The organism is Nannocystis sp. RBIL2, from assembly GCF_026626745.1.
Taxonomy (GTDB): domain Bacteria; phylum Myxococcota_A; class Polyangia; order Nannocystales; family Nannocystaceae; genus Nannocystis.
On the sequence record NZ_JAPNJW010000001.1, the window covers coordinates 3,936,424 to 3,962,075 of the forward strand.

The window sequence follows — 25,652 nt, forward strand, 5'->3', positions numbered from 1 at the left end:
ACCCCTCGCGTCAGCAATCACCGCAACCGCAGAACCCCACCTGACACTGCCCGGGGCCGATCGGCGTCGTGTGACAGTACTGGTCCCAGAACCACGCGCACCCGTTCTGATGGCAGATGTTCGGGCAGCCGTTGTCCGCGGCGGGCCGCGGGCTGAGCGTGAGGTCGTCGGTGAAGAATCCGTCGCTGCCGGTGAGCTGCTGCTCGACCTCCGCGAGCAGACCCGGCGCCAGATCGAGCTCGACGAAGGCCGCGCGCGCCAGCTCCCACTCGCCCTGGACTTCGGCGAACAGCGCCCGCGCGGCCGGATCGTCGGCGCCCTCGGCGTGGACCACCGCAGTGCGCCCGCCGGCCCGGATCGTCAGCGGCGCCGGCACCTGCGTGGTGTCGACCTCGAACTCGAGCGCGCGCCCCTGCCAGTCCAGCTGCAGGCGGACCACCCCGGGCGCCACCGTCTGCGTCGTCAGGTCGCCGAGCTCCGACGCGCCGCGAAGCACCACGTGCGCGCCGGCGGCCTCGCGTGTGACCGTGTAATCAGTGACGCCGCGAGCCAGCACGGCGGTCGCGGTCGCGGCCTCGACGACGGGCGCGGTCTCGCTGCGATCGACCGCGACGGGCTCCTCGTCGCAGCCGGCCGGAGCGGCGGCGACGAACAGGACAGCAGGAAGGATTCGGAGGATGAAATTCGCCATGTGGGTGACCTCGGTGGAACAGGAGCCGGCGTCACGCGCCGCGCCTCCCGCCCGGACGAGGCAGCGCGCGCGACCAGGTCGCGCCGGTCGACGAAATTCTTCAAAAAAAAGGTGAGACCCATGACGCGGTCGCTCGCCACGCGTGCTCGGGCCCGTGCGTTGCCCCGCCTGTCCCCGAGGACATACTTTTTAAAAATCTCGCCCGTGCTCCCGCGGCTGACCACCGCCGCGGCCGCCCGGGCAGACTCACATGTCTCTTGAGACAGCCGAGATCCTGGCTCCCTCGTTCGTCTCCCTCGCTACCGCCGGCGACGGGCGCTCCCCCATCGCGACGCGCTCCATCCCGGGCCAGCCGCCAGTCATCCGCGCTGCCGACGCTGTCCGCTCACCGAGCCGCTGCCGTGCCCCGCAGGACAGCTCTTCCGGGCGCCCTCACCCGAGACTGTCACCGCGCACTCGCTCGACCTGTCCCCAAGACCATCCCCCGCTCACCCGAGCGCGGCCCCGCTAGCTGCGGCCGCGCAGGCGCTCGAGCGCCTGGACCAGCGACTCGAACGCGATCCGCTCCGCCTCCGTGCGCGACAGCTCGCCGTCGATCTCGCAGATCGCGGCGCGCTCGTCGAAGCGCAGCCGCAGGTCGTCGCGCAGCGCGTCGTCGCGGACCTGCGCCAGCAACGTCGCCGCCTGCCGAGCCCAGCGGCTCGGCCCCGTCCCCGCACTCGCAGCCTTCACGACCCCTCTATGCCCGAGCCCCGGCCGCCTCGCCATCGCCGAAGCACGCGCCGTTCCGCGCAGCGCACATTCGCCCCGCGCGGCACTGCGCATCACATGTCTCTCGAGACATGTTCATTATCGCCAGTCGGCCACGGACGCGCCGCTGCGCGCGGCGCGATCGACATGTCTCAAAGAACACTCTTCAGAATGCTCGCCGCCGAATTTGCGCGGGCCTCGTGCGCTGGCCGCTGCGCGCGGCGCGATCGACATGTCTCAAAGGACACTCTTGAAAAGGCCGCCGCCGAACCGGCGCGGACCTCGTGCGTCGTCCGTCGCGCCGGGGCGCCGTCTCGCCGTCGCCCGCCGCGCAGCATTCGGGGTCCACGCCCGGCAACTGCCGCTCGCGCGGCGATCCGACCTGTCCCGAAGATCATCCGGCTCACGACGCCGGCGGTCCACCGCTCAGGCCGCTCGTACGAAGAATCAGCCCGTCCCGGTCGTCGACGCGGCTGTCTCTTGGGTCATATCATCCCGCGGGGCCCGAACCCGCCGCCGTCGAAGCTGCACGCCGCCGCCAGCGCTGCCGCCAGCGCGAGGGCCTGCGTCTGTCGCGGCCCCGCGCCGCTGCTCACGGCAGCGGACCCTCGCAGATGAACTTGAAGCCCTCGTCGCACATGTGATCGGCCCATTTGCCGCCCGTGCCGCCGCCGGGGTAGCCGCCCACGCCGTTGCTATCGACGAGCAGCATGCAGTCGGCGTTCTCCCACAGGAACCACTCCTGATTGTTGGGCTCGTTGTTGCCCCACGAGTCGCCTGCCACGTTGGTGTCGTCGGACACCCACTTGAAGGTGCCCTCGGTCATGCGGTCGTTGCCGCCGGTCCACCACAGTCCGGTGTTGCCCATCTCCTGCAGCAGGAAGGTGCGCTCGTCGCCGCCGTCGTCCTTGACCAGGTGCAGCCCACGGGTCACGCAGAACTGCTCGGCCGGCTCCCAGTCGAGCTCCTCGTTGCAGAAGTAATACAGGCTCCCCTCGCGCACCCTGAATTTGCAGCCGGCGCAGGTGTCGCTGTTGCTCTCGGCGTCGAACTCGTCGAACACCCCGTCGCAGTCGTTGTCGATCCCGTCGCACATCTCGGTGATGCCGGGGTGTGAGTTGGCCGACATGTCATTGCAATCGCTGTTGTCCGGCACCCACCCCTGCTCGCCCTCGCAGACCAGCATGGGCGTGTTCGGGTCGCCGTAGTTGTCGTTGTCGTTGTCCTTGTAGAGCATCACCAGCGGGCAGCCCGTCGTCTCCGGCGCCGTCGTGCTGGTCATCGGCTGCGTGGTGTCGGTGGTCGTCGTTTCGGGCTCGGTGGTGGTCGTGAGCGGCGGCATCGACGTCGGATCGCCGCCTGGTCCGCCGGTGCCGTCGGTCATCGACTCCGAGCCCGACACGCCGAGCGTGTCCTCGCTCGTCGACGAGCCCGTCGGCCCGGGGTCGGTCGACGGCACCATCTCCGACGTCGAGCCCGTGGTCGTCGGCCCCGCGCCGGCGCCGGTCTGCGGCGTCTCGCCCAGCCCCGTGGCGTCGAACGTGCAGCCCGCGAGCGCGAGCACCAAACCGGCCACCCTTCTCATCGCTCCGCACTCTAGCTGGAACCCCGTCCGCGCGGGCCGCCTGCACCCGCCGAAGCCTCACGCGCGCGAGCGCGAGCGCGTGCCGCGTTTGATACACTCGCCGCATGCGCACGCGCCTCGCCCCCCTGCTCGCAGCCCTGCTCGCTTGCACGCCCGTAACGACCGACGCGCCGCCCAGCCAACCACCGCCCTCTGCAGCGCCCGGCCTGCCGGCCACCGCAGCCCCGGCCCCTTCGCCCACGCCGACACCGGCCCCTCAGCCCGCCCCCGAGACGCTCGAGGAGCGCAACGTCTCCAAGTCGGCCGGCAACGCAGGCGGCGTGACAGTGCTGTGGCCGCGCATCATCCCGCGGGAGATCGTCGACGACAACCGCAGCCTCGCCTCGGCCCTGCAACAGCAGATGCGGCGCATCGTCGAAAAGCACCTGCCCGGCCGCCCGATCGACTTCCGTCCCGAGCCCGAGCGCGTGTGCCCCAAGGAGGGCTGCGCCGGCGTCTCGGTCGGCCTCTTGCTGTCGCGCCAGGGCCAGGGCTGCCTGGTCATCGCCCTGATCTCCCGCCCCGGCGCGTCACCGACCAAGATCGTCCCCTGGGTCGGCAAGGTCCAGCTGCGCTCCGACACCGTCGGCTTCCGCGAATGGCCCGAGTCGCAGATCACCGTCGACGACATGGTCCCCTGCAACTCGCTCCTCACCACCATGGACGCCCAGGAGCCCGCCATCGCCGCCGCCCTCCAGGCGGCTGCACAATAGGACCTGTCCCTCGCGCCAGGCGACATGTCCCTCGCGCCAGGCGAACTGTCCCTCGCGCCAGGCCTTTGGGCGCGCTCCAGGATGTGCATGTCCTTCGAGACATATAAAAATCTACATCGCGCCCGCAGGCGCGGCCCCTGACGACCTGTCCCTCGGGACATCCGGCATGTCCCTCGCGCCAGCCCCTCTCGCCCGTGTCTCCCGGCCCGCGCCGCCTCACGCCCGGGCGTGACGAGACGCTCGTCCGTCCCGCCCGCGCCAGCCACGGTCGCCGGGACCGCGTTCATCGCCGCGTCCGCTGCGGCGCTGCGGTCGGCGGCCGCTGAAGCCGGGGCGACAACGTGCCACACTCGCTCGCGTCGGCATGTCGTCCCTCGAGCCCAAGCCGCGCGCACTCCTGCGCTGGATCGTCGGTTACGGCCGCGCCGACTTCGCCGCCGACCTGCTCGCGGGCGCGACCACGGCGGTGTTGCTGGTGCCGCAGGCGATGGCCTACGCCATGCTCGCCGGCCTGCCGCCGATCGCGGGCCTCTACGCCGCGCTCGCCCCGCCGCTGATCTACGCGGTGCTCGGCACCTCGCGGCGGCTCGCAGTCGGCCCCGTCGCCCTCGACTCGCTGCTCACCGCGGCCGCTCTCGCCCCGCTGGCGAACGGCGACATCGCCACCTACGTCGCCGCGGCGTCCGCCCTGGCCATCCTCGCCGGCGCGTTCCAGGCCGTCACCGGCGCCCTGCGCCTCGGCTTCGTCGTCAACTTCCTCTCGCTGCCGGTCCTGCGCGGCTTCACCTCGGCCGCGGCGATCCTCATCATCGCCAGTCAGCTCGGCCCCTTGCTCGGCCTCAAGCTGCCGAGCAGCGCCGCCCTGTGGCCGCTCTTCGTCGCGCTCGCCGAGCAGCTGCGCGCCGTCCACGGGCCCACCGTCGCGCTCGGCGTCGGCGCCGTGCTCGCCCTGGTCGCTCTCGGAAAATTCCGCGGCAAGGCGCTGCTCGTGGTCGTCCTCGCCACGGTCGCCGGCTACGCGTTCGCCCTCGACGCCCGCGGCCTCGCCCTGCTCGGCCCGGTGCCCTCGGGCCTGCCCGCGCCGACCTGGCCCGCAGTCGACCGCGAGCTGCTGCTCGGCCTCGCCCCGGCGGCCGGGCTCATCGCCCTGATCTCGTTCATGGAGGCGTTCTCGTCCGGCCTCGCCGTCGCCCGCCGCGGCGAGGTCGTCGAGCCCGACCAGGAGCTGCTCGCGCTCGGCTTCGCCAACATGGCCGCCGGCCTCGTGCGCGGCTACCCGATCGCCGGCGGCCTGTCGCGTACCGCGGTCAACGCCCAGGCCGGCGCTCGCAGCCCGCTCGCCGGCGTCGTCTCGGCCGCGCTCGTCGCCCTCACCCTCGTCCTGTTCGCCCCGCTGCTCGCCACCCTGCCGCGCGCGGTGCTGTCGGCGATCATCGTCGTCGCGGTCGCGCGCCTGGTCGACGTCGCGTTCGTGCGCGAGCTCCGGCGCACGCGCCCGCGCGAGCTCGTGCCGCTGGCGATCACCTTCGCCACCACCCTCGCGCTCGGCGTCGGCCTCGGCCTCGCGTTCGGCGTCGGCGCCTCGCTGCTGCTGTTCGTGCTGCGGACCACGCGCCCGCACACCGCCGTGCTCGGCCGCCTGCCCGGCACCCAGGTCTACCGCAACGTCCTCCGCTTCCCCGACGCCGAGACCGTCCCCGGGGTCGTCATCATCCGCCTCGACGCGCCGCTGTACTTCGCCAACGCGACCTACCTGATCGACGAGATCCGGCGCCGGATCGCCGCCGAGAAGGCGCGCGCGGTCGTCATCGACGCGGGCGGCGTCCACGACATCGACGTGTCGGCGCTGGCCAACCTGCGCGACTTCCTCGGCGAGCTGCGCCGCCACGGCATCGACCTCTACGTCGCCGACCTCAAGGGCCCCGTGCGCGACGTCCTCGCCCGCAGCGGCTTCACCGCCGAGCTCGGCGCCGACCGCTTCAGCTTCACCGCCCACGAGGCCGTCCAGCGCGCCAGCGGCGGCCAGGCGCCGACGCCCGATTCTCGCGCCACGCAAGCCTGGCCGTGACATGTCCCACGGGACATGTTCAAGAAAACTTCCGCCCGCGCGCCGAGACCTGGTCGCATCCTCGCCCGCGAGGCCGCCCCTCGCTGCATGTCCCACGGGACATGTTCACGTTCGACTCCCGCCCGCCTCATTGCTGGCAGAAGTACGCCTTCTTGCCGCACGCCGGGCAGGCGACGATCCACGTCGACCCGCCGTCACCGACCACCACCGCGCTCTCGCCGAGCTGAATCACCGGCTGCATCACCGTCTTGCACTTGCACTTGACCGTCTCGGGCTCCGAGACCCATTGCGGCCAGCCGCCGAGCTTGATGCCGTCGAGCGTCTCGAGCTCCGCCTCGTCCATCGCCTCCGCGAGCGCCTCCAGGCGCTCGCAGGTCGCTTCCGACTTCGCGCTGACCTCGAGCGCGGCCGCCAGGGACTCGACCAGCGTCGACGGGTAGTCCTGCACCTCGCGCCAGTCGCGGATGAACGTCACCGACAGCGCGTCCACCTCCTCATCCTCGTCTTCGTCGTCGAGGTTCGCCCTGGCCGGCGCGACCGGCTCGCCGAGCGCGACCTCGCGGATCAGCGCTCCCTTGCTCCACGGGTTCTCCGCGCCGCCGCTGCTCTGACAGTCGTCGCACCAGAACAGCTGCAGCAGCTCGTCGGCGAGGCTCGCCTGCGCGGCAGCCGGAAGATCGGAGCGACGCAGCTGCAGCACGAAGCGGAGCGGCTGCTTGCACTTGCCGCACCTCGGCGTCGGCGCCTCCTTCGACAGGAACGGGGCTCCGCCGATCTTCGCCGCGGCGACGTCGTCGACGCCGAGCACCGTCTCGTCGTCGACGTAATCGGGGTCGTCGGTTACCGCCACCAGCGTCGGCACGAACGCCGTCCGCTCCAGCCGGGGCCGCACGTCTTCGAGGTTGAACGACTCGCTCTGCTTGTTCGCCATGGGGGGTGCGCGAAGCTAGGCCATCGGCCTGGGTGGCGCAAGCGCCGATCGGGATGCTCGCCGAGCACGCCGCCCGCGAGCTCCTGGCGCCGTGAATCACGCCCGCGCTCCAGTCCCGGGCGAACCGACGATCTCCGGGCTTCAGTGGATCGCTCGCGTCCCGCCTCCAGCGCCGATCGGGATGATCGCCTGAATCTGTCCTGCGGGACATACGTGGCCTCGCCACCTGTCCCCAGGGACATCCCCACCCCATCGACAGCTGCATGTCACCGGCCGGCGAAGCGATGACATGTCGCTTCGGACATGTCACCTGCGCCTGTCGAACTGTCGCGCGCGGGCCCGCCGCGCGAGGCCTCGCGCGGCGGCCCGTCGCTCACCTCATTCGCGACCGAGCGCGCGGCGGATCGCCGCCTCGACCGGCACGTAATCGCCGTCGGCCCGCTCGAGCCGGAACGGCTCGCGCGCCTGCAACGGCGGCTGCGCGAGGAACCGCGGCCGCGTCCCGCGGTGGAGCTGAGCCGCGTGGACGAGGAACGGATGGCACAGGTACACCGTCCCGGCCTCGCCGACCGCCAGCGCCTCGGGCAGCTGCGCCGAGCCGCCGAAATCATCGGCCACGAGCTCGCGCAGGGTCAGCCCGGCGTCGCCGGCCGACGCCAGCCGGCGCGCGATCGCCAGGTGCGAGCCGACGCGGATCCGCGTCGGCGCGTCGTCCTCGCCGACGTCGGAGAACAGGAACAACATCAGCAGCGCGCGGCCCTTCGAGACCAGGTTGACGCGCCATTCCATGAAGTCCGGAGTGTCGAAGCCGAAGCTGACGTCGACGTGCCAGCCGGCATCGCCGGGATCGACGGGCGACGGGAACCGCACCGGGAAGGTGCCGAGCGTCCCGCGCGGCAGCCAGCGATCGCGTCCGACCAGCGTGTCGTAGGCGTCGCGCAGCACCGCAGTGTTGGCCGCGGCGACGAACGGCGGCTGGCCGTACTGGTCGAGCCGGATCACCGGCCGGGTCCAGGTCGCAGGGTCGGCGGGGTCGCAGCCGGTGTCACGCCAGAGGATCGCGCGGGCCTCGTCGGCCACCTCGCGCGGGAAGGCGTGGTCGATGCGGACGAAGCCGTCGCGGATGAAATTGTCGATGTCCCCGTCGCCGAGCGCGCGGGGGGAATTGTCGTGGGCAGTCATGAAAAAATTCTCCGATCGCGCCGGCCCGCAGCGCCGCGGGCGTGCGGAGGCCGGCAGTTCAGCCGTGGGCGCGAGGCGCCCGGTTCGAAGCGCGCTGCCTCAAACTTGGAAGAAGGCCGAAGCGATCGTGAACATCATCATGTCGCCGGCAGCATAACCCACCGGCGCGACCGACTCAAGCCACACGCCTGGGCCCGGTGGGCCCGCAGGCATCATCATGTTTGATAAGACATGCCTGAAAGGTCATGTCCATTCAGTCACCTCTTGGAGCGTGCCAGTCGTCCGCGTGAGCGCGTCGTGGCGGCCGTCACGGGCCGCATGTTCCTCACCCACGCAGCCCTTGCGGGCGCGCTGCGCAGAGGCCGTTCGCGGGCCGCAAAAGCGCGCATCAGCGGCCGCCGCGCAGGTCCGGACGGACTCGCGCAGAACGTCGTTCATGGCCCGTCTGCAGGCCCTCCACAGGCCGATCGCATGGTCCGCACCAGATAAGGCGACTCGCCTATACGAGCCCTACCTCCTGGCGATGACCATGGCCTTCGACAGCGACACCCTCAACTCGATCTACACCTCCACGCAGGGCTTCTGTCACCGCTGCCGCCGCAAGCTCGCCTTCTCGCGGTTCGGCTGCGACGACGGCCGCGGCGCCTGGGACATCGACGCCGTCCGCCCGCACCCCAAGGTCCTCGCCTTGCTGCCGGGCTGCCTGCGCTGCGTCCAGAAGCCGACCCCGCGCCGCCTGCCGAAGTGCGCGCCGGCCCCCGCCATCACCGACGACAGGCCGGCACCCGCGGCCGAGGAGGCGCAGGCCGAGCCGCCCGCGCCCGCCGAGCCGCCCATCAGCGACACCGCCCTCGTCGGCGGAGCCGCCGGCGCCGTGCTCGGCGGCCTGTGGGGCGCCGTGCTCGGCGGTCTCATCGCCATCGGCCTCCAGCTCTGGGGCTGACCTCGGCGACATGTCCTGAAAGACATAGTTTGGTCTTAGAATTTAAAATAAAATTCGCCGATGACCCGTGCGAGCTCGGGCGCCTCGAGCTCGCACGGGTCATCGCGCCTCGCAGGGGCGCGTCCGTCACCCCGGAGCGAACTCGAACGGGTAGCTGACCTGCACCGAGCCGCCGGTCGGCGCCGGGAACTTCCACGACTGCACCGTCGCCGCGATGCAGCCCTCGACCTTCGCGTCGGCCAGGGTCGAGCCCTGATGGATCTTGCTGCTGCTGACCTCGCCGCCGGCCGCGATCTCGAAGTCCACCGTCAGCTTGCCCGCCATCGTCGGCTTGCGCGACAGGCCCTCGTTGTAGCAGCTGCGGATCTCCTGGATGTGCGTCTTCACGACCTTGCGGATCTCGTCCTTGTCGAGCGATCCGCCGCCGGCCCGGGCCGGGGTGGTCGCGGTCACGATCGTGGTGAGTAGCATCGCCGGGTACCATCTGCGCATTGCGTTGTGTTCCTCCGTTCGCCCCGTCTCACGGACCTGAGGCGCCGAGGTTCCCGCAGCCCGCGATCTTTCTGCTCGACCTCGACGGTCCTCGCATCATCTCTGAGTTCCGCACCTCTGAAGATCGCGGAGCCTCCCGAGGACCGCATCACACCGCCTCCCGAGCGCTCGTCCGAAACGTCGCGTCCTTCGCCGTTCATTTTCGCGCAGGCGCCTCCATCGCCACGTGGCGGCCGGTCTCGTGCTTTTTGGCGTCGATCGGGAACCCGCGGGCGGGCCGCCCGTGACACCCTCGCGTGACCGCCCTCGCCTCGCGGGACCCCGAAGCCGTGCCGCCACGACCACCACCCGACGAGCTCGACGAGCTCACGCTGGCCCGCGCCCAGCGGGGCGACGCGCGGGCGCGGAGGGACCTCGTCATCCGCTATCAACGCCCCGTGTTCGCGCTGCTGTCGCGCATGCTGCACGGGCGGGCCGCGGCGCCGCTGGTCGAGGACCTGGCCCAAGAGACATTTTTGCGAGTGTTCCGCGCCCTGCAGGGGTTCGACCGCCGCGGACCCGCGCGGCTGTCGACGTGGATCTTGACGATCGCCAGCCGCCTGGCGATCGACGAGCTGCGGCGGCGCCGGCCTGAAGTGGCGCCGATCGATCCGCTCGCCGAGCCCGCCGGTCCCGCCGCGGCCGACGCCGACGCCGAGCGCGTGCGCCTCGCTACCGCGCTGCAACAGGCGATCGACGACCTGTCCCCCGAGTTCCGCGCCGCCTTCATGCTGCGCGAGTACCACGAGCTCGAGTACGCCGAGATCGCCGACAACCTGCAGATCGATCTCGGCACCGTGAAGTCCCGACTGTCTCGCGCCCGCGCCGCCCTGCGCCGCGCCCTGGAGGAGGTGTACCGTGCACGATGAACCCCGCACCGACGCCGAGCGCCGCGCGCTCGCGGCGTTCACCGCCGCCGAGCCGCCGACCGACTTCGCCGACCGCGTCCTCGCGGCCCTCGCCGCCGAGGGCCGCAGCGAGCCCGAGCGCACGCCGTTCCGCCGCTTCTTCGGCCTCGGCCTGCCCCGCCTCGCCGGCGTCGCCGCGGCCGGCGTGCTCGCCGTCGCAGTCGCCGCGGTCGCCGCCGCGGCCGCCGGCTGGCTGCCCGAATGGACAGGTCTTTCTCGACATGTCCCGGAGGTCATCCCGGCCGAGGCGCCGCGCGACGAGGTGTCGATCGGCGCGGCCCTGCCGGAGGGCCCGCCGGTGCCCGCGCTCGCGCTTCCTGCCGACCTCACGGCCCGCATCGACGCCTACCTCGGCGCGTTCGGCCGCAACTACGGCGAGGCCTTCAAGTTCCACGGCGTCGTCGGCGTGGTGAAGGACGGCGAGCTGGTGCTGACGCGCGGCTACGGCCGGGCCGACCTCGGCCGCGAGAGCCCGATCGACGCGAACACGAAGTTCAAGATCGGCTCGCTGACCCAGACCTTCACCGCGGTCGCGGTGCTGCAGCTGCGCGACCGCGGCCTCGTCGACCTCGACGCACCTGTCCGCAAGTACATCCCCGACTACCCCGCGATCGGCGGCCGGATCACCGTCCGCCAGCTGCTCACCCACACCTCGGGGATCCCCAGCTACACCGACGCCGCGGTGTTCTCGGTCGGGCACACGCGCCCGGTCGCGGCGGCCGACGTGCGGGCGATCTTCCAGGACCTGCCGCTCGAGTTCGTGCCCGGCACCGACTTCGACCTCAGCAACTCGGGCTACTTCCTGCTCGGGCAACTGGTCGAGCAGGTCGCGCGCGAGCCGTTGGCCGACTACCTGCGCGCCAACGTGCTCGCGCCCGCGGGCATGAAGAACAGCGGGCTCGGCCTGTCCGCCGACGCGCTGGGCCACGAGTTCGACGAGGACGAGGTGCTCGTGCCCGCGGGGCAGCGCCACTTCTCGGCCTACGGCGGCGCGGCCGGCATGGTCTCGACCGCCGCCGACCTGGCCCGCTGGGACCGCGCCCTGCGCACGCCGGGCCTGCTCTTGGCGCAGAAGAGCCTCGACGAGATGACCACGGTCGTGCGCGAGGAGTACGGCATGGGCTGGTTCGTCCGCCAGGACGGCGGCAGCACGATCGCGTGGCACCCCGGCGGCGTCGAGGGCTATAACGCCACGATCGCCCGCTTCCTCGGCGACGGCATCACTGTATTCGTGCTCGCCAACACCGAGGCGATCGACACCCGCGCGGTCACCTACGACCTGGCGCAGATCGTCCACGGCGGCGAGGTCCAGCCGCCGCGCGAGTTCGAGGAGATCCGGCTGTCGGCCCCGCAGCTCGGCCGCTACGTCGGCAACTACGTGCTGACGGAGACGACGCACAAGGAGCTGAAGGGCCTGGTCGAGGAGGACGAGCTCAGCGCGATCGAGCAGGTCCGGGTGTTCCGCAGAGGCGATCGCCTGTGGATGAACGTGCCCGAGCACGGCGACAAGTGGATGCACTTCATGGGCGAGGACCGCTTCTTCTTCAAAGATCCGTCGGCCACGATCGCGGAATTCGGGCCTCCGGGCGCGCCCGTCGCTCATCTCACGCTTCAGGCCGGCGAACTGCGTTTTATCCTCAAGAAGGAGTGAGGCAAGAAGGGGAACACCGAGCGGTATTTGACAACCCCGCGCCGGCGCTCGTATCGTGCCGGCTGGGGGATCTGCTCATGTCCAAACGTTCTGTTCTCTCGGGCCATGTCGTAACGCGCAGCTTGATGCTCGCCCTGCCGTGGGCGCTCCTGGCCGCGCCCGCGTGCGACGGCGGCGAGCGCAAGTCGATCGCCGAACAGATCGGTCCGCCGACCAAGAAGGTGTCGGAGCTCAAGCAGGACGCCGGCGTGTCGGAGGAGGAGCTCGCGCGCCGCCGCAAGGAGGCCGGCTTCAAGACCAAGGCCGAGATCGACGCCGAGCTGGCGGCCGAGAACGCCAAGGAGATGGAGAAGGCCGAGCGCGAGTGGATCAAGACGCGCATCAAGGAGTACAAGCAGCTCGACGTCGACACCGGCAAGTTCATCGACGACGTCGAGAAAGAGGCCGGCAAGTGGGCCGCCGCGAAGGACCCGCAGAAGGCCGCCGACAAGGGCATCAAGCCGCTGCAGGACCGCTTCAAGGCGCTGATCAAGCAGATCGACAAGCTGTCGGAGCGCAGCACCAAGGGCGGCAACACCCAGGCCAGCTACAACAAGCTGTTCCGCCCGCTCGAAGAGATCGTCAACAACCTCGGGCCGACCATCGCCAGCGAGGCGGCGTTCACCGAGGCCATCAAGAACGCGCGGACCGAGCTCGAGGGCATCAACAAGGCGCTCGAGGAGATCGAGAAGGACGAGACGCTCACCGTCAACAAGTTCAAGGACGGTGAGGGCGAGGGCGACGCCAAGGACAAGAAGAAGAAGTAAGGGCGAGCGCCGCCGCGCGTCGGGGGCACGGCCCCTCTGCGACGGCCCCCCTCCGCCACGGCGCTCCTGCCCGCGCGCAGGCGCCTGCGAGCGGCGAACAGCGGTTCGGTCGCGTATCCTCCCGGCCACCGATGTCCGCCGTCACCATCGCGCTGTTCGTCCTCGGCCTCGTCCTCCTCGTCGTCGGCGCCGAGCTGCTGGTGAACGGCGCCGCTCGCCTCGCCGCACGCCTGGGCATCTCGCCGCTGGTCATCGGCCTCACGGTCGTCGCCTTCGGCACCTCGGCGCCCGAGCTCGCAGTCTCGGTCAGCGCGGCGCTGTCGCCGGACGGCGGCGCCGACGTCGCGCTCGGCAACGTCGTCGGCAGCAACATCTTCAACGTCCTGTTCATCCTCGGCGTCTCGGCCCTGATCGCGCCGCTGCTGGTCCAGCGGCAACTGGTCCGCTTCGACGTGCCGCTGATGATCGTCGCCAGCGCGGCTTGCTGGCTGATGGCGCTCGACGGCACGATCGGCCGCGTCGACGGCATCGTCCTGTTCGTCTCCCTGTTGGTCTACACCTTCCTGCTGCTGCGGATCGCCAAGCGCGACGGCCAGAGCAGCGACGAGGAGGTCCCGCTGGCCCAACCCGGCAGCATGACCGCCAAGCTACCTGTCCAATTGGTCATGGTCGCCGCGGGCCTCGGCATGCTGGTGCTCGGCTCGGGCTGGCTGGTCGACGGCGCGGTCGCGTTCGCCCGCCTGTTCGGCGTCAGCGAGCTCGTCATCGGCTTGACGATCGTCGCCGCCGGCACCTCGCTACCGGAGGTCGCCACGTCGGTGCTCGCCGCGATCCGCGGCCAGCGCGACATCGCCGTCGGCAACGTGGTCGGCAGCAACATCTTCAACGTCTTCTGCGTCCTCGGCATCAGCGCCGCAGTCGCGCCGAACGGCGTCGCGGTCGCCCCGGCCGCGCTGTCGTTCGACATCCCGGTGATGACCGCGGTCGCCGTGTCCTGCCTGCCGCTGTTCATCACCGGCGGCGGCCTGGCCCGCTGGGAGGGCGCGCTGTTCCTGTTCTACTACGTCGCGTACACGGCCTACTTGATCCTCGCCTCGCAGCAGCACGCGGCGCTGGCGACCTACGGCATGCTGATGCGCTACGTCGCCTTGCCGCTGACCGCGATCACCCTGCTGCTCGGCCTCGTGCTCGAGCTGAAGCAGCGGCGCAAGCAGGCCGCCTGAATCGCGCGTGACCGCTGGGCGCGGATCGGCTACCGTCGCCGCGTGTCCGCCGGCGAAGCCCTCCCGATCCCCGTCCCGCCCGACCGCGACCCGCCCGAATTGACGCGCGGGCCGCTGCTGCTCGGCGTCCTGCTCGGGATCGTGTTCGGCGCGTCGTCGATCTACCTCACCCTCAAGGTCGGCCTCACCGTGTCGGCCTCGATCCCGGTGGCGGTGCTGGCGATCACCGTGCTGCGCGCGCTGAGCCGCGCGCTCGGGACCCGCCGCGCCACCATCCTCGAGAACAACACCGTGCAGACGGCCGGCTCGGCCGGCGAGTCGATCGCGTTCGGCGTCGGCGTCACCATGCCGGCGCTGATGATCCTCGGCTACGACATGGACATCGGCCGCGTGATGCTGGTGGCGATCCTCGGCAGCATCCTCGGCGTGCTGTTGTTCTCGCCGATGCGCCGGCCGATGATGGCCGACAAGTCGCTGGCGTTCCCCGAGGGCACCGCCTGCGCCGAGGTGCTGAAGGTCGGCGAGCGCGGCGGATCGACCGCGCGCACCGTGTTCTCCGGCTTCTTCGTCGGCCTGTTCTACAAGCTGGCGATGGCGGGCGCGCACCTGTGGAAGGAGGTGCCGACGTGGGTCTCGGGCGGGACGAAGACGATCGCCACGCCGCAGGGCGACCTCACCGTGCACACGCCGGGGGTGCTGCCGGGCGGCTCGGTGGGCGCGGAGATCTCGCCGGAGCTGCTCGGGGTCGGCTACATCGTCGGGCTGCGCGTCGGCGGGATCATGCTCGGCGGCGGCGTGCTGTCGTATCTGGTGCTGATCCCGATGATCAAGTTCTTCGGCAGCGCCAGCCCCGACGCGCTGGTGTTCCCGGCCACCAAGCCGATCGCGTCGATGGGCATCGACGACATCCGCAACGCCTACGTGCTCTACATCGGCGCCGGCGCGGTCGCGGCCGGCGGCATCATCAGCATGGCGCGCTCGCTGCCGACGATCGTCTCGTCGCTGCGCGCCGGCCTGTCCTCGCTCGGCGGCGACAAGAGTGATACCGCGGTGATCCGCACCGAGCGCGAGCTGTCGATGAAGGTGGTGCTGCTCGGCGCGCTGGGGGTGATCACCGCGATCAGCCTGTCGCCGTTCTTCCCGGTCGGCTTCCTCGGCGCGCTGCTGATGGGCCTGTTCGCGTTCCTGTTCGTCACCGTGTCGGGCCGCCTGACCGGCGAGATCGGCTCGTCGTCGAACCCGATCTCCGGCATGACCGTGGCGACCCTGCTGCTGACCTGCCTGATCTTCCTCGCCGCCGACTGGGTCGGGCCCGAGCATCGCCTCGGCGCGCTCACCATCGCCGGCGTCGTCTGCGTGGCCGCCAGCGTCGGCGGGACCACGGCCCAGTCGCTGAAGACCGGCGCGCTCATCGGCGCGACCCCGCGGCGACAGCAGATCACGATGATCATCGGCTCGGCCACCTCGGCGCTGGTGATCGGCTTCACGCTGCTGCTGCTGAACAACGCCAGCACCGTCTACACGCTGAAGCACGAGGCCGCCGGCGTGCACGCGCCCGCCGACGTGCCGCTCGGCCCGGCCGAGCCGCTGCGCGGGCCCGAGGCGGTGAGCGACTCGGCCAGTTATCGGGTGCTGCAGCTGCCCAAGCCGCGCGACGGCATCCCGGCCGGCAAGTACCTGGTCGACGAGACAGGCAAGATCAAGTACCTGGTCGACCCGGGCATCAACGGCCGGGTCAAGAAGCGCGACGACGACACGCCGGTGGTCAAGTACGACGCGCCCAAGGCGAGCCTGATGGCGCTCATCACCGACGGCATCCTCACCCAGCAGCTGCCGTGGGTGCTCGTCATCCTCGGGGTGATGATCGCGGTGACGCTCGAGCTGGCCAGCGTCAGCGCGCTGCCGTTCGCCGTCGGCGTGTACCTGCCGATCGCCGCCAGCGCGCCGATCTTCGTCGGCGGCCTCGTGCGTCACTTCGCCGACCGCGCGCGCCAGCGCCGGCGCTCCGAGGCCGGCCTGGCCGCCGAGAGCGAGCTCGAGGCCGAGTCGAGCCCTGGCGTGCTGATGTCGAGCGGCCTCATCGCCGGCGGGGCGATCGCGGGCATCGGCCTGGCGTTGCTGGCCCTCGCGCCATCGGTGCAGCACGCGATCAACTTCGGGGAGACTGCCGAGCTCGGCGACATCGGGTCGCTGATCCCGTTCGGCCTGCTCATCCTCGGGCTGGTGCTGGTGGCGCGCCGCTGACGGGCGCGCCGCGCCGCCGCGAGCGTCAGTACGGGCGCTCGCCCCAGATGTTGCCGGGCGGGTCGTAGTTGCAGACCCACACCTCCTTGTCGCCGCAGCTGGCCATGCCGCAGCCGAGGCGCTCGCTGGCGGCCCACACGACCTGCGTGTAGTGGCCGCACACGCCGCTGCAGGTGTCGGTGAGCGCGGTGTAGTCCTCGGCCTCCGAGGCCCAGTCTGCTACCACGTCCACGGCGCTCGGCGCGTAGCCCCAGCTGCTGAAGAGGTTCTCGCCGTACTTCTGCGCGTCGGGCCCCTCGTACGGGCGGTGTATCGTCACGCAGCCCTGCTCCGCCAACGTGTCGGCCCACGCCTGAGCGAACGCGGCGACCTGCGGTGACCAGCTCAGGGGCGCGATGTTCAGCTCGGCGCGCACTGCGTTGTGCGCGGCAGTGATCCCGGCGAGGCGGCCCGCCTCGGGGTCGGACCGCGGCACGATCGCGACCTCGATCGCCGAAGAGTCGCTATATGTCTCCCGGGACATGTCTGGAAGGCAAGCCGCTGCGAGCGCCGTCAGGCCGGCGACGAGGAGGCCGGCGGCGGGGCGCGCGGCGGACCGAGGATGAGGATGGATGCGGGTGGACATGAGGAACGAGCGTGGCTCGAGCGCCCGTCGCGTCCGGCGAACGCGAGCGGAGCCGGGCGACGTCCGTCGCCTCCACCGATGCGCCGCGGCCTCGCGCGAGGTCGACCGTGGCGAGGCGGAGCGGCGCTCGCCCCACGCGCCGCAGGCCCCGAGCCGCCAGCGCCTCGCTCGACCGGTCGAGGAACGACCTCCGCGCCCGCGTCACACCGGCAGGCGATAGCGCCAGTGAGACAGCGGGTCGCGGCGGATGAACACGTGCATCTTGCCCTCGCCGGCCGCGAGGGTGAAGATCGATCGGTCGACGCTCCACTCGTAGCCGAGGGTGGTCACGTCGACATGAATCAAGAGCCAGGTCGGAAAGGGCAGCTTCCACAGGAAGTCGCGGACGAACTCGGGGATGCTGGCGAACTTGCCGGCGTAGACCGGGAGCGCCTCGTCGATGCCGTCGTCGCCGAAGCGGGCGCGCAGGAGCCGGCGCACGTGCTCGGCCTGCTGCGCCTCGCCCTCGCCGCCCTCGTCGCCGAGGCGGAAGGCGTACAGCGTGCCCTCGCGCTCGACGGTCCAGAAGTGCCGCTGCAGGTGCATGTCGAGGCCGATCCCGGCCATGTCGGTGCGCGGATGGACGCGGCCGGTGAAGCCGAGCGCGCCGCGGGCGAACGCGTCGAAGTCGCTGTAAGCCCCGAAGTAGGCGCCGACGTAGGAGAACGGCCGCGCCGGCTCCGGCACGCCCGGCTCCGGCGGCCGCGCCAGTTGATTGCCGCGCCGCAACACCCGCGCGTTGCTGAGCTCGCGGTGATGGCTGCGAAAGCGGTCGACGAGCGCGTCGACCTCGTCGAAGAGCCGCACTACGTCGGGGTCGCTGTCGCTGACCGCCGCGCGCTGCAGCGACGCGACCGCGGTCTTGACGAGCTCCTGGGCGAACCCCGCGGCGGTGATCCGGACGTCGCGGGTGATCTCGTGTCGCGTCCGCTGCCTGAAGTCCATGGCTTGGCCTCGCTCTCCGCCCACCATACCCGAGCCCGCCGTGTCCCCACAAGTCCCCTACCGTCATCCTGAGTCCCCTCCAGTCCCCACACGTCCCACGACCGATGTCCGCCCGCGTCCCCTCGCCGCGCCTCGTGCTCGAAACCACTTCTCGTTCGTGGGCAAAGACGGATATGATGTTGGGTCGCGCGCGCCGGGGTCGACATCGACGGCAGGCGCGGCCGCGCGTCACGCGAGCGGGTGACGCCCCGGCCGAAGCTGGCTAACGTGGGCGCGTGGCGCTCACTGACGAACAAGCGTGGACTCTGACCTCGGCCGGCCTCGTCGCGCTGGCCGATGGCGTGCTCAAGGGCGGCGAGGCGACGCGGATCCTGGGGCTGGCGCATGAGCAGCTGCCCGCCGAGGAGCAAGACGCGTGGATCGATCGCTTCGCCGACGCGGGGGCGCTGTGGGAGTACGCCCGCGGGCTGCCGCAGCCGCCGGCCGAGCGCGCGGCGGACATCTTGCGCAGCGCCTGGTCGATCGCGCTGGTCGACGGCGAGGGCAGCGCGGAGGAGGCGGAGGTGCTCGGCCGCGTCGGCGAGCTGCTCGGCGTCGACCGCGAGCCGCTGACGGCGTGGCGCAAGGCGTGGACGGCGGAAGCGGGTGAGCTGGCGCAGTACGTGGCCGCGTTCGCGGCGATGATGCTGCACCGCCGTGCCGACGCGGCGCGAGATCCGATGCAGACGATCGACGAGGACGGCCGGGCCGAGTTCCGCGTCCTCCTGGCCCGCCTTCCGCTCAGCGAGCCGCGCCGCCAGCGGGCCCTGCGTCTGCTCGACCAGGCTCCTACTCTCGACGAGCTCGGCGGCGCCCTGCAGCTCGCCGAGCCCGAGCGTCGCGGTCGGGCGCTCGAGGAGATCGCTCGCCAGATCCGCAGCAGCAACCACGCCGCTGTCGGCCGCCAGCTGTTCCTCGCCCTCGCGGCGCGCATGGCCGTCCCCGAGGACGTCGCCCGCGTGATCCTCGGCTGACGCCGCCTGTCCTCGCGGACAGCTTCAATCAGGCGCACTGCTTCGGACCTCCTGTCTCTTGGAGCAGGCGTCGCTCTCGCAGCCCGCGCGCCTGTCCTTGCGGACAGGCGCTTACGCTCACTGCTGGAAGCAGCTCTGCGGCGGCGCCACGTCTTCCGCGTCGAGGCCGGGGCACTGGCAGATCCCGTAGCCCTTGCCCCGGTGCGCGCCGCACACCAGCCCGGGCTCGCAGTCTTCGTGGCGGGCGCAGATGCTCCCGGGCGGGCCGTCGCTCGGGTACGGCCAGTCGCGGCAGTCGAAGCCCTCGGGGAACTCGCAGCAGGCCAGCGCCCGCGCCTCGGACGGCGAGCAGGCCCAGCAGGTGCCCTCGCCGTAGCCGATCGCCTCACCCTCCCCGTCGCACCAGATGTCGATGTCGGCGAAGGTGCACACGCCCGGGCCACCCGCCGTGCCGCGCAGGCAGATCCCGTTGCACGGCGGGTCCTGGGGCTGGCCGCAGGCCGCTGCAGTCAGGCTGCCGCAGTCGAGGTCGGTCCAGTCGTCGAACCGGGGCCGCGCGTCGGGGCCGAAGTTGATCGGCGGCAGCTCAGGCGCCGGCTCGGGGAACGGGATCTCGCAGACCATGTGCTGGACCCCGCCGCTGGTCGAGCTCTGCGAGTCCGCGGTGGTCGTGAGCGGCTCCGCGGTGGTGCTCGTGGTCTCGCCCGGGCTCGTGGCCTCGCCCGTGCTCGACGGGACGCCGGGCGCCTCGCTGCTGGCCGACTCGGTCGCGCTGGCGGCCGGGCCCGAAGTGTCCGTCGACGTCGGCTCGGTGCCGCCGCTGTCGGCCTTTTGCACGACGCACGCCGGGAGCAGACAGCCGAGGGCGAGGAGCGAAGAAGACAACCCAATCCATCGTAAGTGCATGCACTCACGATAGACTGGGCGAGGCCTCGCGTCCAATCGCTAGATCATCGGGCGATTGGGCGCGGCGGGCAGCTGCTCGAGCATCGTTTCCAGGCGGGTCAGGTGGTCCTGCGAGTGGTCGAGCAGGACCTGGAGCTCCTGCACCACGTCGGTCTCCAGCGTCGGGTCGGACAGGAGCTTGGCGTAGCCCTCGTAGCCGACCGTCTCGCCGCGGTGCAGCACGCGCAGGGGGACCTCGTCGTTGACGATCGAGGCCAGACGCTCGAGGCCGGTCGTCAGCGAGCCCCACGCGCCGGAGCTCTCCGGCTCGACGCCGCCGTGCTGGCGGATGATCGCGCCCAGCCGGCGCACTGCCCCGAGGTGGTCCTCTCGCAGCCGCAGCAGCTCGGCCTCCTCCGTCTGGCCGGCGAACTTCTGCAGCGCGCGGTCGTAAGCTTCGATCGCGGACAATTCGCCGCGGTACTGCGACAGCAGCGAGTCCATGAGCGGCTTGGGTAGAGCCATGGCGCGTCCTCCGAACACAACCGTGACCGACGACATCGAGCTGTCAAGGGGCCCGCGCGGCGGCCCCGGCGCGGCCAGCGGACGCGACCGTGCCAGCGGACACTGGCGCGGCGCGTCAGGTGTCTTTCGGGGCATGACCGTCACGACATGTCCTTCAGGCCATGTCTGCGCAGCAGCGCCCGGCGCGTGGCCGCGCCGAGCCGACCGCGTCACGCAGGCGGGTGGCCGGGTGACCGCGGCGGGGTCACACTGGACGGGATGGAGGCGCTCGTGGCCATGCTCCTGTTGCCGCTGCTGCTGGTGGCGCCGCTGGGCGAGGCGCTCGAGCGGCGGCGCGACCGGCTGCAGGACCGCGAGGTCGAGCGGGCCTGGGGCCAGACCTGGATGCGGGTCCACGGACCGCGCGCGCTGCCGGGCTCAGAGGTTTGCGGGCTTCACGAAGCGAACCACGAAGCGGTCGGCCGTGCCGCGCTTCCCCGCCGCCGCCGCAGCCGACGGCGCCGCGTTCCAGTCGCGCGGGTCATCCGGGTTGCGGAGAAATTCCGCCGACCCCGCGCGCTCGAAGCCCGCCTGTAGCACTTCCTCGACCACCGTCGACTCCTCGACGCGGTGGAGCGACTCGGCCTCGCTGGCGCCGGCCCCTGCGCGCGCGCTGTGATCGACGATCACGTAGAAGCCGCCGGGGCGCAGCGCGGCGAAGATCGCCTGGTTCATGCGGGTGCGGTCGGTGCCCATCCAGTAGGTGTCGTGATAGAAGAGCACGTTGATCACGCCGTCGAGGTCGCGGGCCTCGGGCGGCAGCGGGTCGTCGAACTCGCGATCGACGCGGACCACGTTGCGCAGCTCCGGCGTCTTCAGCCGCTCGGTCCAGGCCGGCTCCAAGAACCGGTCGGTCACGAACTTGTTGTTCTGCGCGTAGACCACGCCATCGGGCCCGACCGCGCGAGCCAGCAAGAAGGTCGTGTAGCCGCGGCCGGCCCCGAGGTCGGCGAGCCGCATCCCCGGACGCAGGGCCAAAAACCGCAGCAGCTCCTCCGGCTTGCGCCCCGGGTCGAGCTCCCGCTCCGCCGCCGGCCGGGCCGGATCTTCCACGATCGCCCGGATCGCCGCCTCGTCGAGCCCGGGCGCCGCGTCGGGCGCGCTGACCACTGCCGGCTCGGCCACGGGGCGACAGGCGGTCAGCGCGAGGAGGAGGAGCGCGGCGCGGCGGAGCATCGCGCGCAACCTAGCACCGCGGTTCCGCGGCGTCACATTGTCGGCTTGGGCGGCGGTCGGGCTCGCGGTCCGGGGTCCGATCGCGGTCCGACGCCTGCGCCTCACAGGGGGACCGGGACGCCGCGCAGCCACAGATCGGCGAGGCGGTCGTCGTGCATCACGGGGCTGACGAAGTAGCCCTTGGGCCGCGAGTCGGCGATCGCCTGGGCCGACACCAGTGGTTCGTCGGTCACCACCTGCGCGCCGGTATAAGACGCGTGGACCAGGCGGACCTCGTCGCGCTCGACCACCACGAAGCCGATGTGATTGGCGAGGCCGATGATGTAGAGGCCGTCGCCGAGCCCGGCGATCTTGGCGTCCAGCGTCTCGGCGGGGATGCTGAAGTAGCGGTGGAGGTCGGCGGGCTCCGGCGCGAGCGCCTTCTGCACCGTCAGCGCCGGCGCCTGCGCGTACTTGAAGCGGCTCGACAGCGCGAGCCCGGCGTTCTCCAGCACCGCGGCGACGAAGTAGCCGCAGGCGACGGTCATGCCCGGCGCGTGCGGCCGGTCGGCGGTGCTGTTCTTGCCGAGGCCCCACTGCATGCCGAGCCAGGCCGGGAACAATTCCCGTAGCACCGCCTCGCGGAAGTAGGCGCGGGCCTCGGCGCGGATCGCCGCGCGCTTGGCCTCGTCGCGGGTCGCCGCGTAGCGCTGGCCGAGCCGGGCCCGCTCGCCGGCGATCGCCGCCAGAGTGGCCGCGAAGTCGCGCGCCGGCGCCTCGATCGCCGCCGCCTCGCCCGTGCTCGCGGCGAGGCTCGCCTCGGCGCGACAGCCGAGGCCCACGATCGCAGCAATGATGCCGATGAAGGTCAGCGCCCCCATGGCCCAATGACGTGTCCGCATGGACATGTCCGATGTGACAGTCGAGAGAATCCGCTGACGCTCGCGCATGCCCCGGCGATTTCTTTCCAAGGGCCGGACTGCAGAATCATCAGGCAGATCGGCGGCCTCGGCAAACTCGACCCGGCGTGCTCGCCTCGCGGCCGTCGCCGAATCGACGGCGCCGGCAGCCCGACGCGCGCCTTGACCGGGCCGGCGCACACCTCTGAGATCCATCCCAAAAGACATGTCCGAAGAGACATTCAAGGCACCGGCACCCGGAGACCTGCGACGAGCGAGCGCGCGCACCCTCCGGCAACGCGCGACGCGGGCGCGGACATTCCACGGCGCGGCGAACCGGAACCTGCCCTCGCGCGGCCCCCGGATCGACGGCACCCTGCGCCGACGGCGGGACGCGCCCCGCTGCCGTCGCAATCCTTTCGTGCCTGGCCCGCGTGGTCTCACGCCCCGGCGAGGCCCCGCGCGGACGCGGACGTGCGAAGCTCCGCGCGTGCCCGGCCTGCCCGTCTGGACCCGCCTCTGCCCTGTCGACGTCTTGCGTCACCCGGTCGTCGCCGGTGTCGCCGAGCTGCTGGCCGCGCCCGACATCCAGGCCGCGCTGCACGAGGGTCAGCGGGCGGGCACCTACCCCGCCGAGGTAGTCGCCGCGCTGCGGCGGATCGGCGTCGCCAAGCTGTACACCGACGAGGCCGAGGTGTTCCATCTCTGCGGCCTCAACGCGATCGCGGCGGCCGTCGACGGCTCGCTGGCGATCACCCTCGGCGTCAACGCCCTGGCGCTGCTGCCCGTCCACCTCGGCGCCGGCCCCGAGCTGCGCGCTCGAGTTTTTAGGAAAATCAACGACGGCGCGTTCGCGGCGATGCTGCTGACCGAGCTCGACCACGGCTCGAACCTGCTGCGCAACGAGGCCGCCGCGAGCCCCCATCCGGACGGCGGCTATCGCCTCAGCGGCGAGAAGCACCTGATCAACGGCGCCACCCACCACGACGTCCTGGTCGCGCTGATGCGGACCGCCCGCGGCGGCGCGGTCGCGTTCGGCGACTTCTCGGTGTTCTGCGTCGACCGCGACGACAGCGTCGAGGCCCTGCCGCGCTGGTCGACCTTGCCGGCGCGCGCGGCCGACATCGCCGGGGTCCGGTTCCACGGCACACATGTCCCCGAGGACAACCTCGTCGGCAAGCTCGGCGACGGCTTCAGCCTGGTCCAGCGCACCCTCACCCTGTCGCGCGGCGGGATCAGCGGGCTCGCGTCCGGCAGCGCCTCGGGGGCGCTGGCGCTGGCGCTGGCCTACGCGCACACCCGCGACGTCTACGGCGCGCCGATCGTCGGCCTCGACGCGATCGCCGACCACCTGGTCGCCCACGCCGAGCTCGACCTCGTCACCGCGGCGATGGCGGTCAAGGCGGCGGTCGCTGCCAACGCGCTCGGCATCGGCGCCGCCATCTACACCGCCGCGGCCAAGCTGGCCTGCTGCGCCCTCGCCGAGGAGGCGGTCGAACAGGGCCGGCGGGTCGTCTCGAGCCGCGCGCTGCTGGCCGATCGGCCCTACGAAAAATTCGTCCGCGACGTCACCCTCTACGGCGTGTTCGACGGCACCAGCCACTTGATGCTGACCGACCTCAGCCTGCGCCTGCCGCAGATCGTCAAGGTCCGCGACGACGTCGAGCCGACGCTGCCGCGCGTGGCCGCGATGTTCGCCGCGCCCCCGCGCTCGCTGGCGGCCCTCGGCGACGCGCGGGCGCCCGTGCGCCACCTCGACCTCCCGGCCCACGCGCGCGCCCTCGACGCGATCGACGGCGGCGTCGGCTTCACCGCCTTCGTCGCCCTCGCCGACGCCCTCGTCGCCCTCGGCCGCGGCCTGCGCGGGCACAAGGCGTGGAACGACCAGGGCGTCCGCTTCGCCCTCGCCGAGGCGCTCGCCTGGCTCGAGTGCGCGTTCGCTACGGTCGAGCTGGCCGACCCGGCCCGCCGCGCCGCCGTCGGCGCGCCCGCCTGGTCCTCGGGACAGGCTGTCTCTCCGGACATCCTCGTCGGCGCCCTCGCGGGGCTCGGCCTGCGCGCCCGCGCTCGCCTGCTGGAGGTCGCCGCGGTCGCAGGCTTGCCTGTCCCTGCGGACATGTCCGAGGTCGAGCGCGACCTCGTCGCCGCCCGCACCGCCGCCCGCCCCGGCGCCCGCGCGTGGGTGCGGGCGCAGGTGCCCTGACGCTCGCGAGATCGTCGCCGCCTCGTGGTAGCTTCGCCGCCGCGACGATGACGCTGTCCTATCGACTCGAGCGCGAGCTGCCGACCGACACCGCGATCGGCCAGCTGCAATTCTCCCCCGACGGCGAGCGGCTGGCGCTGCTCACGAGCGACAAGAACAACAGCGTGCGGCTGCTGCGGAGCCAGGACCTCGCGCCGGTGCCGGCGCCCCGCTTCATCCGCAACGACCTCGCCTTCGCCGGCGACGGCGCGCTGTTCGTCGCCGGCAAGACAGTCCACCGCCACGAGCTCGGCGAGGCCGGCTCCGGCAAGCCGACCCTGGCGATCGAGGGCGAGAAGAAGGGCCTCACGCGCATCGCCGCGGCCCCCGACGGCCGCTGGCTCGCCCTGCACAAGCACCTCGACGTGCTCGAGCTGTGGTACGTCGGTGACCCGAACCCGACCAAGCGCGCCACGGTGCGGGCCAGCTCGCTCGTCGACCTCGGCTTCCGCCCCGACAGCGCCCAGCTGTGGTTCACCAGCCGCGTCTCGAGCCCGCTGTTCTTGCAGACGATCGACCTCGAGCCGGGCGGCTCGAACCTGCAGCCGACGCCGCAGCAGCCGCTGCCGTCGGTGTTCGTCTACAGCCCCGTGCGCGCCGCCCCGCGCGGCCTCGTCGCGGTGAGCGACAGCCTCGGCGACGTCGTGCTGCTCGAGTGGGGCACCTGGGCCGCGCGCCCGCTCGGCCTGCGCGCGCTGTGGGGCGAGCGCCTGCCCGAGGAGCTCGTCGTCGCGGCAGGCGGCGACCACGTCGCCACAGTCACCCGCGACCCGGACAACCGCCTGCGCGTCCGCGCGGCCGCCCTGAACGGCGACGGCGAGCCGTTCACGTTCCGCCCGGAGGGGTCGGCCCCCGGCCTCGCCCTGGCCCTGACGGCTGACGGCGCCCGCCTGGCCGTCGCCACCCGGACCACCCCGAGCACGCTCTACCTGTTCTCTCGCACATGAACCCAAGGGCATGTCCGTACGGACATGCTCCAATGCATCGACATGTCTTTTTAGACATGTGAATCTTTAAAAT

The 25,652-nt window shown here is 71.8% G+C and carries 23 protein-coding genes; 11 read left to right on the top strand and 12 right to left on the bottom strand.

Going from position 1 to position 25,652, the window contains the following annotated elements; genetic code table 11:
* Nucleotides 1-10: 10 nt before the first annotated feature.
* From OV090_RS15420 to OV090_RS15430, 3 genes are all read right to left on the bottom strand, one after another.
* Complete coding sequence (locus tag OV090_RS15420; protein WP_267704404.1) at nucleotides 11-691, bottom strand: hypothetical protein; 681 nt, start codon at nucleotides 689-691, stop codon at nucleotides 11-13.
* A gap of 507 nt (nucleotides 692-1,198) precedes the next feature.
* Nucleotides 1,199-1,423 carry a hypothetical protein gene (locus OV090_RS15425; RefSeq protein ID WP_267704405.1) on the bottom strand — a complete coding sequence of 75 codons (225 nt, stop codon included), beginning with the start codon at nucleotides 1,421-1,423 and terminating at the stop codon, nucleotides 1,199-1,201.
* Nucleotides 1,424-2,033: 610 nt separating this feature from the next.
* Complete coding sequence (locus tag OV090_RS15430) at nucleotides 2,034-3,026, bottom strand: MopE-related protein (protein WP_267704406.1); 993 nt, start codon at nucleotides 3,024-3,026, stop codon at nucleotides 2,034-2,036.
* 104 nt (nucleotides 3,027-3,130) lie between these two features.
* Between OV090_RS15430 and OV090_RS15435 the strand changes: the two genes are divergently transcribed.
* Together OV090_RS15435 and sulP are read left to right on the top strand one after the other, a co-directional pair.
* Nucleotides 3,131-3,778 carry a hypothetical protein gene (locus OV090_RS15435; protein WP_267704407.1) on the top strand — a complete coding sequence of 216 codons (648 nt, stop codon included), beginning with the start codon at nucleotides 3,131-3,133 and terminating at the stop codon, nucleotides 3,776-3,778.
* Nucleotides 3,779-4,142: 364 nt separating this feature from the next.
* Nucleotides 4,143-5,846, top strand: coding sequence for a sulfate permease (sulP, locus tag OV090_RS15440; protein WP_267704409.1), 1,704 nt, complete (start codon nucleotides 4,143-4,145; stop codon nucleotides 5,844-5,846).
* A 127-nt stretch (nucleotides 5,847-5,973) separates the two neighbouring features.
* On the opposite strand, the gene OV090_RS15445 is transcribed toward sulP, so the two are convergent.
* Nucleotides 5,974-6,777 carry a DUF1963 domain-containing protein gene (locus OV090_RS15445; RefSeq protein ID WP_267704410.1) on the bottom strand — a complete coding sequence of 268 codons (804 nt, stop codon included), beginning with the start codon at nucleotides 6,775-6,777 and terminating at the stop codon, nucleotides 5,974-5,976.
* 378 nt (nucleotides 6,778-7,155) lie between these two features.
* A complete protein-coding gene (locus OV090_RS15450; protein WP_267704411.1) occupies nucleotides 7,156-7,959 on the bottom strand; it encodes a phytanoyl-CoA dioxygenase family protein in 804 nt (267 codons plus the stop codon).
* A gap of 523 nt (nucleotides 7,960-8,482) precedes the next feature.
* Between OV090_RS15450 and OV090_RS15455 the strand changes: the two genes are divergently transcribed.
* Entirely contained in the window at nucleotides 8,483-8,902 is a 420-nt protein-coding gene (locus tag OV090_RS15455; RefSeq protein ID WP_267704412.1) for a hypothetical protein, read from the top strand.
* Between the two features lie 126 nt (nucleotides 8,903-9,028).
* Here OV090_RS15455 and OV090_RS15460 read toward each other — a convergent pair whose 3' ends face one another.
* A complete protein-coding gene (locus tag OV090_RS15460; protein WP_267704413.1) occupies nucleotides 9,029-9,373 on the bottom strand; it encodes an AgmX/PglI C-terminal domain-containing protein in 345 nt (114 codons plus the stop codon).
* 350 nt (nucleotides 9,374-9,723) lie between these two features.
* On the opposite strand from OV090_RS15460, the gene OV090_RS15465 reads away from it, so the two are divergent.
* The 5 genes from OV090_RS15465 (at nucleotide 9,724) to OV090_RS15485 (ending at nucleotide 16,265) form a co-directional block, all read left to right on the top strand.
* Complete coding sequence (locus OV090_RS15465; RefSeq protein WP_267704415.1) at nucleotides 9,724-10,302, top strand: sigma-70 family RNA polymerase sigma factor; 579 nt, start codon at nucleotides 9,724-9,726, stop codon at nucleotides 10,300-10,302.
* Nucleotides 10,292-11,992, top strand: a complete 1,701-nt coding sequence (locus tag OV090_RS15470) for a serine hydrolase domain-containing protein (protein ID WP_267704416.1) — start codon at nucleotides 10,292-10,294, stop codon at nucleotides 11,990-11,992. The genes OV090_RS15465 and OV090_RS15470 overlap by 11 nt, the downstream gene beginning before the upstream one ends.
* 77 nt (nucleotides 11,993-12,069) lie before the next feature.
* Nucleotides 12,070-12,798, top strand: a complete 729-nt coding sequence (locus tag OV090_RS15475; protein ID WP_267704417.1) for a hypothetical protein — start codon at nucleotides 12,070-12,072, stop codon at nucleotides 12,796-12,798.
* Nucleotides 12,799-12,929: 131 nt separating this feature from the next.
* A complete protein-coding gene (locus tag OV090_RS15480) occupies nucleotides 12,930-14,021 on the top strand; it encodes a calcium/sodium antiporter (RefSeq protein WP_267704418.1) in 1,092 nt (363 codons plus the stop codon).
* Nucleotides 14,022-14,063: 42 nt separating this feature from the next.
* On the top strand, nucleotides 14,064-16,265 hold the full coding sequence (locus OV090_RS15485) for an oligopeptide transporter, OPT family (protein ID WP_267704419.1): 2,202 nt from the start codon (nucleotides 14,064-14,066) through the stop codon (nucleotides 16,263-16,265).
* 25 nt (nucleotides 16,266-16,290) lie between these two features.
* Here OV090_RS15485 and OV090_RS15490 read toward each other — a convergent pair whose 3' ends face one another.
* Nucleotides 16,291-16,788, bottom strand: coding sequence for a CAP domain-containing protein (locus OV090_RS15490; protein WP_267704421.1), 498 nt, complete (start codon nucleotides 16,786-16,788; stop codon nucleotides 16,291-16,293).
* A gap of 303 nt (nucleotides 16,789-17,091) precedes the next feature.
* Nucleotides 17,092-17,874 carry a hypothetical protein gene (locus tag OV090_RS15495; RefSeq protein WP_267704423.1) on the bottom strand — a complete coding sequence of 261 codons (783 nt, stop codon included), beginning with the start codon at nucleotides 17,872-17,874 and terminating at the stop codon, nucleotides 17,092-17,094.
* A 275-nt stretch (nucleotides 17,875-18,149) separates the two neighbouring features.
* Here OV090_RS15495 and OV090_RS15500 point away from each other — a divergent pair, with 275 nt between their 5' ends.
* Nucleotides 18,150-18,887, top strand: coding sequence for a TerB family tellurite resistance protein (locus OV090_RS15500; RefSeq protein ID WP_267704425.1), 738 nt, complete (start codon nucleotides 18,150-18,152; stop codon nucleotides 18,885-18,887).
* Nucleotides 18,888-19,004: 117 nt separating this feature from the next.
* Here OV090_RS15500 and OV090_RS15505 read toward each other — a convergent pair whose 3' ends face one another.
* The 4 genes from OV090_RS15505 to OV090_RS15520 all read right to left on the bottom strand — a co-directional run bounded on the left by OV090_RS15505 (nucleotide 19,005) and on the right by OV090_RS15520 (nucleotide 22,399).
* Nucleotides 19,005-19,772 carry a hypothetical protein gene (locus OV090_RS15505; RefSeq protein WP_267704427.1) on the bottom strand — a complete coding sequence of 256 codons (768 nt, stop codon included), beginning with the start codon at nucleotides 19,770-19,772 and terminating at the stop codon, nucleotides 19,005-19,007.
* Between the two features lie 60 nt (nucleotides 19,773-19,832).
* Entirely contained in the window at nucleotides 19,833-20,297 is a 465-nt protein-coding gene (locus OV090_RS15510; RefSeq protein ID WP_267704428.1) for a ferritin-like domain-containing protein, read from the bottom strand.
* A gap of 417 nt (nucleotides 20,298-20,714) precedes the next feature.
* Nucleotides 20,715-21,512: an SAM-dependent methyltransferase gene (locus OV090_RS15515; RefSeq protein WP_267704429.1), complete on the bottom strand. Its 798-nt coding sequence runs from the start codon at nucleotides 21,510-21,512 to the stop codon at nucleotides 20,715-20,717.
* A 101-nt stretch (nucleotides 21,513-21,613) separates the two neighbouring features.
* Entirely contained in the window at nucleotides 21,614-22,399 is a 786-nt protein-coding gene (locus OV090_RS15520; RefSeq protein WP_267704430.1) for a hypothetical protein, read from the bottom strand.
* 481 nt (nucleotides 22,400-22,880) lie between these two features.
* Here OV090_RS15520 and OV090_RS15525 point away from each other — a divergent pair, with 481 nt between their 5' ends.
* Nucleotides 22,881-24,593 carry an acyl-CoA dehydrogenase family protein gene (locus tag OV090_RS15525; RefSeq protein WP_267704431.1) on the top strand — a complete coding sequence of 571 codons (1,713 nt, stop codon included), beginning with the start codon at nucleotides 22,881-22,883 and terminating at the stop codon, nucleotides 24,591-24,593.
* Between the two features lie 47 nt (nucleotides 24,594-24,640).
* Entirely contained in the window at nucleotides 24,641-25,579 is a 939-nt protein-coding gene (locus OV090_RS15530; RefSeq protein WP_267704432.1) for a hypothetical protein, read from the top strand.
* The last annotated feature ends 73 nt before the right edge of the window (nucleotides 25,580-25,652 follow it).

Bases quoted from the DNA above. Each gene is read 5' to 3' on its own strand.
- OV090_RS15430 (WP_267704406.1), bottom strand. From the start codon at position 3,026: ATGAGAAGGGTGGCCGGTTTGGTGCTCGCGCTCGCGGGCTGCACGTTC.
- OV090_RS15510 (WP_267704428.1), bottom strand. From the start codon at position 20,297: ATGGCTCTACCCAAGCCGCTCATGGACTCGCTGCTGTCGCAGTACCGC.
- OV090_RS15445 (WP_267704410.1), bottom strand. From the start codon at position 6,777: ATGGCGAACAAGCAGAGCGAGTCGTTCAACCTCGAAGACGTGCGGCCC.
- OV090_RS15515 (WP_267704429.1), bottom strand. From the start codon at position 21,512: ATGCTCCGCCGCGCCGCGCTCCTCCTCCTCGCGCTGACCGCCTGTCGC.
- OV090_RS15450 (WP_267704411.1), bottom strand. From the start codon at position 7,959: ATGACTGCCCACGACAATTCCCCCCGCGCGCTCGGCGACGGGGACATC.
- sulP (WP_267704409.1), top strand. From the start codon at position 4,143: ATGTCGTCCCTCGAGCCCAAGCCGCGCGCACTCCTGCGCTGGATCGTC.
- OV090_RS15435 (WP_267704407.1), top strand. From the start codon at position 3,131: ATGCGCACGCGCCTCGCCCCCCTGCTCGCAGCCCTGCTCGCTTGCACG.
- OV090_RS15460 (WP_267704413.1), bottom strand. From the start codon at position 9,373: ATGCTACTCACCACGATCGTGACCGCGACCACCCCGGCCCGGGCCGGC.
- OV090_RS15480 (WP_267704418.1), top strand. From the start codon at position 12,930: ATGTCCGCCGTCACCATCGCGCTGTTCGTCCTCGGCCTCGTCCTCCTC.
- OV090_RS15520 (WP_267704430.1), bottom strand. From the start codon at position 22,399: ATGTCCATGCGGACACGTCATTGGGCCATGGGGGCGCTGACCTTCATC.
- OV090_RS15495 (WP_267704423.1), bottom strand. From the start codon at position 17,874: ATGGACTTCAGGCAGCGGACGCGACACGAGATCACCCGCGACGTCCGG.
- OV090_RS15475 (WP_267704417.1), top strand. From the start codon at position 12,070: ATGTCCAAACGTTCTGTTCTCTCGGGCCATGTCGTAACGCGCAGCTTG.
- OV090_RS15455 (WP_267704412.1), top strand. From the start codon at position 8,483: ATGACCATGGCCTTCGACAGCGACACCCTCAACTCGATCTACACCTCC.
- OV090_RS15420 (WP_267704404.1), bottom strand. From the start codon at position 691: ATGGCGAATTTCATCCTCCGAATCCTTCCTGCTGTCCTGTTCGTCGCC.
- OV090_RS15530 (WP_267704432.1), top strand. From the start codon at position 24,641: ATGACGCTGTCCTATCGACTCGAGCGCGAGCTGCCGACCGACACCGCG.
- OV090_RS15490 (WP_267704421.1), bottom strand. From the start codon at position 16,788: ATGTCCCGGGAGACATATAGCGACTCTTCGGCGATCGAGGTCGCGATC.